Here is a 14,250-nt window from a genome sequence, read left to right on the forward strand (position 1 = left end):
ATGAAAGTAATGATTTCTAAGAAAATGGGTAAACTATTTGCAATTGCAGGATTAAGCTGTCTGGCTATTTCATGCAAAGTAAATAAGGAAGAAACAAAAGCTTTGGCAAAATTAGAAGTTGCCTCAAACAAGCATTATTTCCAGACAGAAGACGGAAAACCCTTTTTCTGGTTGGGAGACACAGGCTGGCTGACTTTTGGAAAATTAAGTCGTGAAGAAGTAAACCAGTATTTTGAAGATCGAAAACAAAAAGGCTACAATGTAGTTCAGGTGATGGTATTGCATTCTTTGGCTGTAAAAAATGTCTATGGAGATTTTGCTTTAACAGATGAGAATGTTTCAAAACCATTGGTAACTCCCGGAAATAATTTTAATAATCCGGATGAATATGATTACTGGGATCATGTAGACTATACATTGGAAGTAGCTGAAAAAAACGGAATCTATTTGGCAATGGTTCCAGTTTGGGGAACTAATGTGAGTAGTAAAGACAGTAAAGTAACTAAAGCTGATGCTGAAAAATATGCACAATTTTTAGCCGGAAGATACAAAGGCAGAACCAATGTAATTTGGTTAAACGGTGGCGATACACATGGTGAAAAGTTCATGGATATCTGGAATGCTATCGGGAGTACTTTAAAGACCAGCAATCCGGATCAATTGGTGACTTTCCATCCTTTTGGACGTACAGATTCTTCTGAAAACTATCATAATGCCGACTGGTTGGATTTTAATATGTTCCAATCCGGACACAGAACCTATGCTCAGGATACTACGAAAGGAGCTTTTAAAGAAGACAATTACAAATATGTTAGTAGAGATTGGGATTTAAAACCAACAAAACCAACACTTGATGGAGAACCGTCATACGAAGGGATTCCTCACGGTTTACACGATACCCTGCAACCTAAGTGGAAAGATCATGATTTAAGAAGATATGCATATTGGTCTGTTTTTGCAGGAGGAGCAGGTTTTACATATGGAAATAATGCTGTGATGCAAATGTACCATAAAGGAGAAAAGAAAGGGGCTTATGGAAACAGAGAAATCTGGAGCGATGCATTGAAAGCTCCCGGCGCCGGTCAAATGAAATATCTCAAGGAATTGATTTTAGATCACAATTATTTTGAACGTGTTCCGGATGAAACTATTATAGCTAATCAGGGTGAAAAATACGATTACTTAGCAGCTACGAGAGGAGCTGATTACGCTTTAATTTACACTTACAATGGCAGAACAATGTCTTTGAATATGGGGAAAATTAAAGGAGATAAAGTAGATGCTTCCTGGTTTAATCCTAAAAATGGTGAAAATAAATCTATTGGCGAATTTAAAAACGAAGGCGTGTTAGAGTTTGATCCTCCGGGAGAACAAGCTGACGGGAATGACTGGGTTTTAGTTTTAACATCAAAATAATCTGAAATGAATTTTATAAAAAAATACCTTCTGTTGAGTGTTGTATTAATTACTGCTTTGGCGACTGCCAAAAATAAAAATGAAGGCTGGATAAATATTTTGAACGAAGGAGGAAATAATAAAGGAATCCTTTGTACTCAGGCCATTCAAAAAGCGATCGAAAAAGCTTCTAAAAATGGCGGAGGAACTATTTTCTTTCCGGCGGGAAATTACTTAACAGGACCCATTACATTCAAAAGCAATATCACGATTTATCTGGATGCTGGTTCGGTTTTGAAATTCTCCAATAATTTTGATGATTACCTGCCTTATGTAGAAATGCGTTACGAAGGAATCATGATGAAGACTTTCTCGCCATTATTTTATGCTAAAGATGTCGAAAATATCAGCATTAAAGGAAGAGGTGTTATTGATGGTCAAGGGGAAGCCTGGTGGAACGAAGTGTACCGTATTGAAACAGCTAAAGGTCCGATTCCGTTGACAAAATACCAAACGATGTGGGTGGAACAAAACAAAGGAATTGTGTATTCGCCATATTATCAAAGAACAATTGACAAAAAGTTTTTCAGACCAGCTTTTTTTCAGGTACAGAACTCTAAGAATATTTTAATCGAAGGAGTGACTTTTCAAAACTCTCCTTTCTGGACGATAAATCCGGTTTTTTGTGAGAATATAAATATCACGGGAATCACCATTTTTAATCCGCACTCTCCTAATACAGATGGAATCAATCCTTCTTCGTGTAAAAATGTACATATTTCGAATTGTCACATTAGCGTAGGCGACGATTGCATCACCATAAAATCAGGAAGAGATGAAGACGGTCGTAAATATGGGATGGCTACAGAAAATGTGACTATTACTAATTGTACGATGCTAAGTGGTCATGGTGGTGTGGTTATAGGAAGCGAAATGTCTGGAGGAATTAAAAAAATCACGATTTCAAACTGTGTTTTTGACGGAACCGACAGAGGAATCCGTATCAAAGCAGCTCGTGGTCGTGGCGGCGTTGTAGAGGATATTCGTGTAGATAATGTTGTGATGAAAAACATCAAAGAAGAAGCTTTTATGATGAATCTTTTTTATGATAAAAATACTGTAGAAGAACCGGTTTCAGAGCGAACACCTATTTTTAGAAACATTCATATTAGCAATGTGACCGGAACAAATGTGAAAAAAGCAGGAACTGTTTTAGGAATTTCCGAAATGCCGGTACAGAATATTTCTTTTTCAAATATAAACATTCAGGGTACAGAAGGATTTACACTAAATACAACTGACAATGTGGAATTTCATGATGCAAAAGTTACAACAACTTTAGGAGCTTCTTTTAAAATTGAAAATTCAAACAACCTGATTTTGGATAATGTTGCTTCAATGAAACCCATAGCTAACACCGCATTAATTAAATTAACTGATGCATCAAACATGATGATTTCTAATAATTTTCCAATGTTTACTACAGATGTTTTCCTGGAAGCTGATGGTGCGAAAACTAAAGGAATATTCCTGAAAAACAATGTTTTTAACAATGTAAAAAAAGTGATAAATAAAGGAGCTGCATTAGACAAAAACGCTGTTGTAGAATAAGTGTATCTTCCTGTAAGGTCTTTTTGATCGTATGGACAGAAATTAATTTTTAAAAAATGAAAAAAATTCTATTTATCCTGACAATTGCTTTAAGCACTTGGAGTTGTTCCAATTCGAAACAAGCCTATCTGTTTACTTCTTTTCGTGAGCCAGCTACAGATGGATTGTACTTGGCTTCCAGCGAAGATGGCTACCATTGGAAAGATTTAGGAGGTCCTTATTTAAAACCGGAAGCAGGGAAAAGCAAAATCATGCGTGATCCTTCAATCGTAAAAGGAAAAGACAATGTGTATCACATGGTCTGGACAACAGACTGGAAAGGTGGCGATGGTTTTGGGTATGCCAGTTCTAAAGATTTGCTGCATTGGTCAGAGCAGCAGTATATTCATGTGATGAAAAATGAACCTGAAGTGGTAAATGTTTGGGCTCCCGAAATTTTTTATGATGACGAACAGGACCGCTATATCATTATCTGGGCTTCTACCATTCCGTTTCGATTTGAAAAAGGAGTAGAAGACGAGAAGAACAACCATCGCATGTATTATGTGACGACTAAAGATTTCAAAACATTTTCGGATACCAAACTGTTTTTTGAACCCGGTTTTTCTGTGATTGACTGCGTCATTGTCAAGAGAGCTAAAAACGATTACGTATTAGTTTTAAAAGACAATACCAGACCCATGCGAAATTTAAAAGTAGCTTTTGGAAAAACACCATTGGGACCGTTCGAAAATATTTCTGAACCGTATACGGCATATCTTTCTGAAGGCCCTACGGTTTTGAAAAAAGGAAACGATTGGCTGATTTATTACGATAATTACGGAGCAAAAAATTATAAAGCAGTAAAGACTTCTGATTTTAAAAAATTTGAAGATGCATCGTCGCAAATTCAACTTCCGGAAGGTCATAAACACGGCACAATTACTACTATTTCAAAGAAAACTTTGAAAAATTTAATTGAAAATAAAAAATAATGAAAAACATTTTAAACATAAAAAACAATTTTTTAGTAATAGCTGTTACAATAGCAAGTTGTACTGCAGCTGTTGCACAAAATGATACCGTGAGATATGTTGGAAAAACATTGTCTAATATCGATTACCACCACGGACAATTAAGTCCTGCTGTTGGGGTTCATGCTACGCAAATTATGCGTGCCAGCAGGGAACATCCTGAAAAATCAGATGGCTATGGCTGGACTTACAATCATCAGCCTACCATGGCGTATTGGAATAATACTTTTTTTCTGGAATATTTAAGTGGTCGTTCAGGAGAACATATTCCGCCAAGTCAAACTTTATTAGTGACTTCTAAAGACGGCGAAAACTGGGGAATGCCAAAGGTGATTTTTCCGGTTTACCGCATTCCTGACGGATGGAAAAAAGAAGGAGTAGATGGTGTAGCTAAAAATCTGGATGCGATTATGCACCAGCGAATGGGATTTTATACATCATCTGATAAAAAATTGTATGCATTAGCTTATTACGGGATTGCAATGGACGAAAAAGACGATCCCAATGACGGAAAAGGAGTGGGCCGTGTGATTCGTGAGATTCATAAAGACGGAAGTTTTGGACCTATCTATTTCATTCGATACAATAAATCCTGGGATAAATCGAAATCGGCTTTTCCATTATATACCAAATCAAAAGACAGAGCTTTAAAGAAAGCTTGTGAAGAAATCCTTTCTCAGCCCTTAATCATGCAGCAATGGGTAGAAGAAGCTGACAGAGATGATGAATTGATTCCATTACAAAAACCATATAAAGCCTTTAGTTATTACCACTTAGCAAACGGAAATGTGGTAGGTTTATGGAAACACGCCTTAACTTCTGTTAGTAAAGATGGTGGTAAAAACTGGGAATACATGCCGTTGCGTGCACCGGGTTTTGTCAACAGTAATGCTAAAATCTGGGGACAAAAAACGTCTGATAATCGGTATGCTACGGTTTATAACCCATCAGAATACCGATGGCCATTAGCCATTTCAACATCCGATGACGGTTTAAATTATACCGATTTATTGCTGGTTCATGGAGAAATTTCTCCAATGCGTTACGGAGGAAATTACAAATCCTATGGTCCGCAATACGTGAGAGGAATTACTGAAAACAACGGAACTCCGCCAGACGGGAAACTTTGGGTTTCTTATAGTGTGAATAAGGAAGATATCTGGGTGGCTTCTGTTCCGGTTCCGGTAACAAGTGAAGTAAAAGAAAATGCCAATGACGTTTTTAATGCTATGCCTGACGGTCAGGAATTAAAACTCTGGAATACGTATAATCTTTCCTGGGCTTCCGCCAAAATAGAAAAGAAAGCTGACGGTGTAAAATGGTTAACTTTGCGTGATCATGATTTGTTTGACTATTCCCGTGTAGAACGTGTAATTCCTTTTGCTGAAAAGATGGAAGCTACTTTTACCGTAAAACCGGAACAAAATGATCATGGTTTATTGCAAATTGAATTCCAGAATAAACAAGGATTACCATCTATTCGACTGGTGTTTGATTCGGAAGGGGTTTTAAAAGTGAAAAATGGTGCCCGTTTTAGCGGAATTACTAAATACGAAGCCGGTAAAGAGTATACCATTACCGTAAAACTGGATGCTGCTTCCCGTTCTTATACTGTAAAAGTAAATGACAAAGAATCAGGTACAAAGATATTCTATGCACCAACTGATGGAATTTCGAGAATTATGTTCAGAACCGGCGATCAGCGTTACACTCCAAATCCGGATACAGCACCCGATATTGAAGATTATGTGGATTTACCAAACACTGGTTTAGAAATCCCGGAAGCGGTATTTAATATTAAATCACTGGTTACGGAAAAATTATAAAAAACAGCCACGAATTTGCAAATTGTTTTTGATTCGTGAATTCGTGGCAAAAAAAACAGAACATGAAGTTTTTCAAAAACATAGGATTGCTTGTTTGTCTTTTAGTAACTTTTATTTCTAATGGACAAATTAATGTTGCCCATTTAACATGCAATAGTACTACAAATCCGTTAGCAGTAAGTACCCAAAATCCGGTTTTTAGCTGGAAAATAGTTGCTAAGAAATTTGATGTTTCACAAACAGCGTATCAGTTAGTAATAGCTTCTACTAAAGAAAAACTGAATGCCAATGAAGGGGATGTCTGGGATAGCGGAAAAGTAATTTCCAACGCAAGTCAGGACGTTAAGTACGCAGGGAAAACTTTAAAAAATGGAACCAAATATTTCTGGAAAGTCAGAATTTGGTACAGTAATAGAAAAGTGACTCAATGGAGCAATGTGGCTTATTTCAGAACCCAGCCTTCGGATTTAAATCCAACGTGGATTGGAGCCATTACTAAAGCCGATAGTCATTTGCCGGAAGGCAGAAACTACCATACCGCTACTTTCAAAAAAGAAAAGAGACAGGCTATGGTAGATGCAACAGATTCTTTGGCCCGTAGAAGTATCCAGTTACGCAAACCATTTACAATTTCGAAAAAAATAAAAGAAGCGGTAGTTTATGTTTCCGGATTGGGACATTATGAACTGACTTTAAACGGAAAAAAAGTAGGCAATAGTGAATTTGCACCGCTCTGGACAGATTATGATAAGACCGTTTACTACAATACTTATGAAATTAAGGCAAATGAATTATCAAAAGGTGAAAACGCAATTGGGGTGGTCTTAGGCAACGGAATGTACAACATGATTGAAGAAAGGTATGCTAAGTTCTTTGTGAGTTTCGGTCCGCCTACTTTGTTTTTACAAATGAAAGTCCTGTACGAAGACGGCTCTGAACAAATTATCAAAACGGATAAAACCTGGAAATATGCTAAAAGTCCAATCACTTTCAATAGTATTTTTGGAGGCGAAGATTACAATGCAAATTTGGAACAAAAAGGATGGAATAAGGCTCATTTTAATGATGCTCACTGGAAATCAATTGTGATTCAGGAAGCGCCAAAAGGGGTGTTAAGACCACAACAACTTACTCCTGTAAAAATTGAAGAGCAGTTTGCTGTTAAAGCAGTTACGGAACCGAAAGCGGGTGTTCGTGTTTTTAATATGGGACAAAATCTATCCGGTTTCCCTACGCTGAAAGTACAGGGTAAAAAAGGACAAACCGTGAGAATGTGGGTTGGTGAAGGACTCAATGATGATGGAACGGTAGGTCAGGGAAGATCCGGTAAACCGTATTATTTTGATTACACTTTAAAAGGCGAAGGAGTTGAAGAATGGCAGCCTAAATTTAGTTATTATGGCTATCAGTACATTCAGATTGAAGGGGCAAATTATAAAGCGACTAAGGATGCTTCTTTGCCAACAATTATAGATTTAAAATCTAATTTTATTTATAATTCAGCCGGAACTGCCGGAAGTTTTACTTCTTCGAATGAAATTTTCAATAAAACGCATGAACTGATTAATAATGCTATCAAAAGTAATTTTCAGGCGGTGCTTACTGATTGCCCGCATCGGGAGAAATTGGGGTGGCTGGAAGAATCACATTTAAACGGACCCGGATTGATTTACAATTACAACATGAAAAATTATATTCCCGGGATCATGCAAAACATTGCCGATGCACAGCGTGAAAACGGAATGATTCCAACTATTGCTCCGGAATATGTAGTTTTTGGTGGTGATTTTACCGATTCGCCTGAATGGGGAGTGGCTGGAGTTATTCTGCCTTGGATGTATTATGATTATTATGGAGACGATTCTTTATTGAAAGAATATTATCCGGTAATGAAAAAATATGTGGATTATCTGACTTCAAAAGCTGATAAAGGAATTGTTTCTTACGGTTTAGGTGACTGGTATGATTATGGAGATCATGCGGCAGGTTATTCTAAAAATAGCCCAATAGCACTCTCAGCGACAAGTCATTACTATTTTGGTGTTGATTTATTGGCCAAAGCTGCGAAGCTATTGGATAAAAAAGAAGATGCCGTTATTTATGAAAAATTAGCAATAAGTGTAAAAAATGCATTTAATGGCAGGTTTTTTGATGAAAAAACGAAGCAGTACGGTACCGGAAGTCAGTTTTCTAATGCAGTACCTTTGTTTTTAAACATGGTTTCCGCAGAAGACAGGCAGGCTGTTTTAGACAATTTAGTCAACGACATCAAAGCCCGAAATTATCGGTTAACTACGGGTGATGTTGGGAATCGTTATTTGTTTCAGGTTTTGGCCGATAACGGTTTGAATGAGGTGATGTATAAAATGCACAACCATTATGATGCACCGGGTTATGGTTTCCAAATCAAATTTGGTCTGACCACTTTAACCGAGCAATGGGATCCGCGAAAAGGAAATTCCTGGAATCATTTTATGCTGGGGCAAATTGAAGAATGGTTTTATAAAAGTTTAGTGGGGATTGTTCCCGATGAAGCAAATCCAGGGTTTACGCATTTCTTTTTACAACCTGAAATGGTGGGCGATATGACTTTTGTAAAAGGAACTTATAATTCGGTTTATGGAGAAATCGCTTCAGAGTGGGAGAAAAAAGACAATAAATTAATTTATAAATGCACGATTCCGGCTAATACAACGGCAACTGTAAAATTGCCTGTAGCTAATACTACCGTTATCAAAGTAAATGGTAAAAAACTGAGCAATTCTAAAACGGTTCAAAATGAGAATGGTAAAACTGCATTTGTTTTAGGTTCAGGTGTTTATGTTGTGGAATGTGCTTTGTAAATATAAATAAAATGATACTTTAAGAATGATGAGAGCTATAATGAAAAAGACTTTTTTACTGCTGATGTTGCTGTTGGTTTTGCCAAAACTAGCCGCACAAACCTCAGATGATAATTACAAAGAACCCATAGTAAGAACAATAAAAACGATAGAATCTATTTTTAAAATTACTATCAATGACAAAGATGGTTTGCTTAAAGAGAAAGAATTAGAATATGCCCGATGGAGAATCCGTCAGGACAATTTAGAAGTTTCATTGACAGCTGTTTTAACGCCTTTTAATCTGACGTATTTTAAAGAAAATGATTCTGTTTATCGCATACGCAAATTTGAATATGCCCGAAATTCGGATGCTGTAGGTAAGGAACGATTAGAATATCTAGCAGACTTATATCCTAATTTAAAATCCTGGGAAACCAGAAAAGCCGATTTGAAATCCTGTATTATCAGTTCCATTGGTTTAGACAAAGCACCGGCAATGCCAAACAAAAACCCAATTTTAACTAAAGTTAGAAAATATGGTAATTATACAGTGGAGAATATTGGTTTAGAAATTATGCCGGGAGTTTATGCTACGGGTTCCATTTACAAACCGTATCCTTTAAAAGGAAAAGCACCGGTAGTGATTACACCTAACGGACATTTTGGGGATGGAAGATACAGAAAAGACGAGCAATTGCGTTGTGCTATTCTGGCCAAAATGGGAGCAGTGGTAGTGAATTTTGATTTGTTTGCCTGGGGCGAATCGACTTTACAGTTTGATTCTACTTTGCACAGACAAAGTATTGCGCAAACCATTCAGGTTTTGAGTGCCGAAAGATTATTAGATTATATGCTTTCGCAAAAGTATACCGATAAAAACCGCGTGGGAGTTACCGGTGGTTCCGGTGGTGGTTCCATGACGATGTTCCTGGCAGCAATTGATGATAGAATTACGGTTTCGGTTCCGGTAGTGATGACTTCTTCTCATTTTTCAGGTGGTTGTCCTTGTGAGAGCGGTCGCGGTTTACACCTTTGTGGAAACGGAACCAATAATGCTGAAATTGCATCAATGGCAGCTCCAAAACCACAATTAATAATTTCTGATGGTGGTGATTGGACATCGACAGTACCGGAATTAGAATTTCCATTTATTCAAAAAACCTATGGTTTATACGGAAAAAAGGAGTTAGTTGAAAACGCACATTTTGCTAAAGAGGGACATAATTATGGCGAATCGAAACGCATGGCAATGTATCCTTTTATGGCAAAACATTTAGGCTTAGATATCAATAAAGTAAAAAACAGTAAAGGTGAAATTGATGAATCTGCCTGCGTAATTGAACCTTATGAAAAAATGTACGTTTTTGGTGCAAAAGGTGAAAAACTACCGGCAAATGCATTAAAAGATATTAATCAATTATACGCTCTTTTTGGAGAGAAAAACTTAAAACAATAATGAATTATTTTACAAGTACAAAAAGCCGATTCTTTTTTCAATTCCTAATGGTTTTATTGGGAGTGAATTTTGCATTGGCACAACAACAGCCACTAAAATTATGGTATGATAAACCTGCCGCTATCTGGAACGAAGCCTTGCCTTTGGGTAATGGACGTTTAGGTGCTATGGTTTTTGGAAATCCATCCATTGAAAGATTGCAATTAAACGAAGAAACTATTTGGGCCGGTTCGCCCAATTCTAACGCGCATTCCAAATCATTAGCGGCTTTGCCAGTGGTTAGAAAATTAATTTTCGAAGGAAAATTTGATGAAGCACAGGCTTTGGCAGATTCGGATATCATGTCGCAAACTAATAACGGAATGCCGTATCAGACTTTTGGAAGCCTGTATATTTCCTTTTCAGGACATGATCAATTTACTAATTATTACCGTGATTTAAATATTGAAAATGCAACGGCAACAGTAAAATATACGGTGAACGGTGTAGAATATAAAAGAGAAATTTTGACCGCATTTGGTGATCAGGTTGTTGCTGTTAAACTGACTGCCAGTAAGCCGGGAATGATTAGCTGTAATCTGATGATGAATAGTCCATTTGATAAAACGGATCCTTATTCAGATGGGAAACAAAGTGTCATTTCGGGTGTAGGAAGCACTGTGGAAGGGCAAAAAGGGAAAATCAAATTTCAGGGGCGAACTGCTGTTCAAAATGTTGGAGGAACCGTAACTTCAAAAAACGGAATTATCAGTATCGATAGCGCTGATGAAGCTACAATATATGTTTCTATTGCCACTAATTTTGTGGATTACAAAACACTAGACGAAAATCAGGAGCAAAAATGTAAACGTTTTCTTGAAGCAGCTTTAACTAAAAATTTTGACGAAATTAAAAAAGCACATGTGGCTTATTATCAAAAATTCTTCAAACGAAGCAGTTTGGATTTGGGAAGCAACGCAGCGATGAATGCACCAACCGATGAACGCATCAAAAACTTTGCGAAGCAATCTGATCCGCAATTGGTTTCTCTTTATTATCAATTTGGACGCTACCTTTTAATCTCCTGTTCGCAACCGGGCGGTCAGCCTGCGAATTTGCAGGGTATCTGGAATGATATGCTTGCACCGCCATGGGAAAGTAAATACACCATGAACATCAATGCGGAGATGAATTACTGGCCAGCTGAACTGACCAATCTTTCGGAAATGCACGAACCATTTATCCAAATGGCAAAAGAATTAGCGGTTACAGGACAGGAAACGGCTAAAACTATGTATAATTGTGGCGGATGGGTATTGCATCATAATACTGATATCTGGCGTATTACCGGACCTATCGACCACGCTACTTCAGGTATGTGGATAACCGGAGGCGCATGGGTTTGTCAGGACTTATGGGAACGTTATTTATACACCGGAGACAAAAAATATTTGGCTGAAATCTATCCTCTTATGAAAGGAGCGGCTCAATTCTTTTTGGACTTTATGGTAATTGACCCAAATACAAAATGTCTGGTGGTCGTTCCGGCAAGTTCACCTGAAAATACGCATGCAGGAGGTTCCGGCAAAGCAACTATTGCTTCGGGAACCACAATGGATAACCAATTGTTGTTTGATTTATTTACTAATGTAATTAAGGCTACCGATATTCTGTCAGAAGATGTGACTTTTGCTAAAAAAGTACAGGAAGCGCTGGCTAAAATGCCTCCGATGAAAATCGGACAACACAATCAATTACAGGAATGGCAGGACGATTGGGACAATCCTAAAGACAATCACCGCCATGTATCCCATTTGTACGGTTTGTTTCCAAGTAATCAAATATCAGCATTTAGAACACCGGAACTTTTTGAAGCGGCTAAACAATCCTTGATTTACAGAACAGACGAATCTACAGGATGGTCGATGGGATGGAAAGTAAATTTATGGGCTCGTTTATTAGACGGAAATCATGCTTATAAATTAATTCAGGATCAGTTGCATTTAGTTACCGCTGAACAACGAAAAGGAGGGGGGACCTATCCAAATATGCTGGATGCACACCAACCATTCCAAATAGATGGTAACTTTGGTTGCGCCGCGGGAATTGCCGAAATGCTGATGCAAAGTCAGGAAGGTGCTATTCAATTATTACCGGCATTGCCAACAGTTTGGAAAAATGGTTCTATAAAAGGAATAGTAGCCAGAGGCGGTTACGTACTGGATATCGAATGGAAAAATAATAAGGTTTCGATGTTGAAAATCAAGGCCAAATTAGATGGAAATTGCAGACTGAGATTAGAAAATAATTTAAAAGCAAGCGGATTTGCAATGAAAAAAGCCAAAGGACAAAATCCAAATCCATTGTTCCAGACAGCGAATGTGAAGAAGCCAATTATTTCAGATAAAGCAAAATTACCAAAAGTAAAATTGCCAAAGTATCAGGAATATGATGTAGAGATGAAAGCGGGTCAAACCTATACTTTTTACGGGAATTAATAAGGTCATTGCGATCTCATAACGTGAGCGCAATGACAAACAAACTGAAAAAATAAATAATTAAAATGTTGACAAATTTTAAATACAAAATAATCGCTTTTACAGTTTTGATCGCTTCATTAAGCGGCTGTAAATCCACTTCGGGACATTTTTCAAAAGGAGCTGTGTTGAAAGCCGATAACTTCAAACATTATGTTGATTATTTCAACACCATGGAAGACGAAAACCTGAAGTTTGCCATTCCAAATGATAGTGCCTGGACATGGATGGAAAAGAATATTCCGTTGTTTGAATGTCCACAGCAAAATTTTGAAGAAATCTATTATTTCCGTTGGTGGACAGCCCGCAAACACATCAAAAATACGCCTCAGGGTTATGCAATCACTGAGTTTTTGGTAGATCGTTCCTATGCCGATAAATACAATATGATTGCCTGTGCTCTAGGGCATCATATTAACGAATTCAGATGGGTTCATGACCCAAAATACATTGAGCAGGATGTGCATTTATGGTACAGAGGCAATGAGGGAAAACCTATGAACAAGTTGTATAAGTTTAGTAGCTGGACTGCCGATGCTTTGTACAATCGTTATTTGGTAAACAACGATAAAAAATTCTTATTGGATATGATGCCGGATCTGGTTACGGATTATGCCGTTTGGGAAAAAGACCGTCAGCGCAAAGATGGTTTGTTCTGGCAGCATGATGTAAAAGACGGAATGGAAGAATCCCTGAGTGGCGGACGAAAAGTGCAAAATGCAAGACCAACCATTAACAGTTATATGTATGGTAATGCGATGGCGATTGCAAAAATGGCCGGAATGAAAGGCGATAAGGAAACGGAAGCAAAATTTAAAGCTAAAGCCGATGTGTTGCAACAATTGGTAGAAACCAAATTATGGAATCCGAAAAGCGAGTTCTTTGAAACCTTTACCGAGAAAGATACCTTGGCACAAGTAAGAGAAGCCATTGGTTTTATTCCGTGGTATTTTAATTTGCCGCAAAAGAATAAAGGTTTTGAAAAGGCCTGGGAACAATTAAAGGATGAAAAAGGATTTTCGGCTCCTTTTGGTTTAACCACTGCCGAGAGAAGAAGTCCGCGTTTTAGAACACATGGAACCGGAACTTGTGAGTGGGATGGTGCTATCTGGCCATTTGCTACTTCGCAAACCTTAACCGCTATGGCTAATTTGCTAAATGATTATGAGCAAAAAGTAGTAGATGCAAATGATTATTTCAAACAAATGAATTTGTATGTGGAATCACAATATTATCGTGGGCGACCATATATTGGCGAATATCTGGACGAAACAACGGGGTATTGGTTAATGGGCGACAGAGAACGCAGCCGTTATTACAATCACTCTACTTTTAATGATTTGATGATTACGGGATTAGTTGGTTTACGTCCGAGAGCTGATGAGAAAATTGAAGTGAATCCGTTGATTCCACAGGAAAAATGGGATTGGTTTTGTCTGGATAATGTGTTGTATCACGGCAATATCATCACCATCCTTTGGGATAAAACAGGAGAAAAATATGGTAAAGGGAAAGGGTTTAGGATTTTTAAGAATGGGAAGGAAATTGGGGTTTCTGAGAGATTAGAAAAATTAGTTGCGGAGTAATAGAATTTACGTTCGCTTTGTC

8 protein-coding genes are annotated in these 14,250 nt (G+C 37.6%); all 8 read left to right on the forward strand.

The annotated features are described in order from the left end of the window. The 8 genes from ACSV4D_RS03425 to ACSV4D_RS03460 all read left to right on the forward strand — a co-directional run bounded on the left by ACSV4D_RS03425 (window position 1) and on the right by ACSV4D_RS03460 (window position 14,228). A complete protein-coding gene (locus ACSV4D_RS03425; RefSeq protein WP_408080519.1) occupies window positions 1-1,416 on the forward strand; it encodes a glycoside hydrolase family 140 protein in 1,416 nt (471 codons plus the stop codon). A 6-nt stretch (window positions 1,417-1,422) separates the two neighbouring features. Next, window positions 1,423-3,006, forward strand: a complete 1,584-nt coding sequence (locus tag ACSV4D_RS03430; protein WP_439227151.1) for a glycoside hydrolase family 28 protein — start codon at window positions 1,423-1,425, stop codon at window positions 3,004-3,006. A 56-nt stretch (window positions 3,007-3,062) separates the two neighbouring features. Continuing rightward, a complete protein-coding gene (locus ACSV4D_RS03435) occupies window positions 3,063-3,980 on the forward strand; it encodes a glycoside hydrolase family 43 protein (protein WP_439227152.1) in 918 nt (305 codons plus the stop codon). Next, window positions 3,980-5,845 carry a six-hairpin glycosidase gene (locus ACSV4D_RS03440; RefSeq protein ID WP_439227153.1) on the forward strand — a complete coding sequence of 622 codons (1,866 nt, stop codon included), beginning with the start codon at window positions 3,980-3,982 and terminating at the stop codon, window positions 5,843-5,845. The genes ACSV4D_RS03435 and ACSV4D_RS03440 overlap by 1 nt, the downstream gene beginning before the upstream one ends. 62 nt (window positions 5,846-5,907) lie before the next feature. Continuing rightward, window positions 5,908-8,688, forward strand: a complete 2,781-nt coding sequence (locus tag ACSV4D_RS03445) for a glycoside hydrolase family 78 protein (RefSeq protein WP_439227154.1) — start codon at window positions 5,908-5,910, stop codon at window positions 8,686-8,688. A 25-nt stretch (window positions 8,689-8,713) separates the two neighbouring features. Further along, on the forward strand, window positions 8,714-10,126 hold the full coding sequence (locus ACSV4D_RS03450; protein WP_439227155.1) for a prolyl oligopeptidase family serine peptidase: 1,413 nt from the start codon (window positions 8,714-8,716) through the stop codon (window positions 10,124-10,126). Beyond that, complete coding sequence (locus ACSV4D_RS03455; protein ID WP_439227156.1) at window positions 10,126-12,603, forward strand: glycoside hydrolase family 95 protein; 2,478 nt, start codon at window positions 10,126-10,128, stop codon at window positions 12,601-12,603. Before ACSV4D_RS03450 ends, ACSV4D_RS03455 begins: the two co-directional genes overlap by 1 nt. 65 nt (window positions 12,604-12,668) lie before the next feature. After that, a complete protein-coding gene (locus tag ACSV4D_RS03460; RefSeq protein WP_439227157.1) occupies window positions 12,669-14,228 on the forward strand; it encodes an MGH1-like glycoside hydrolase domain-containing protein in 1,560 nt (519 codons plus the stop codon). The last annotated feature ends 22 nt before the right edge of the window (window positions 14,229-14,250 follow it).

It is taken from the genome of Flavobacterium sp. ARAG 55.4 (assembly GCF_051846875.1).
GTDB lineage: Bacteria > Bacteroidota > Bacteroidia > Flavobacteriales > Flavobacteriaceae > Flavobacterium > Flavobacterium plantiphilum.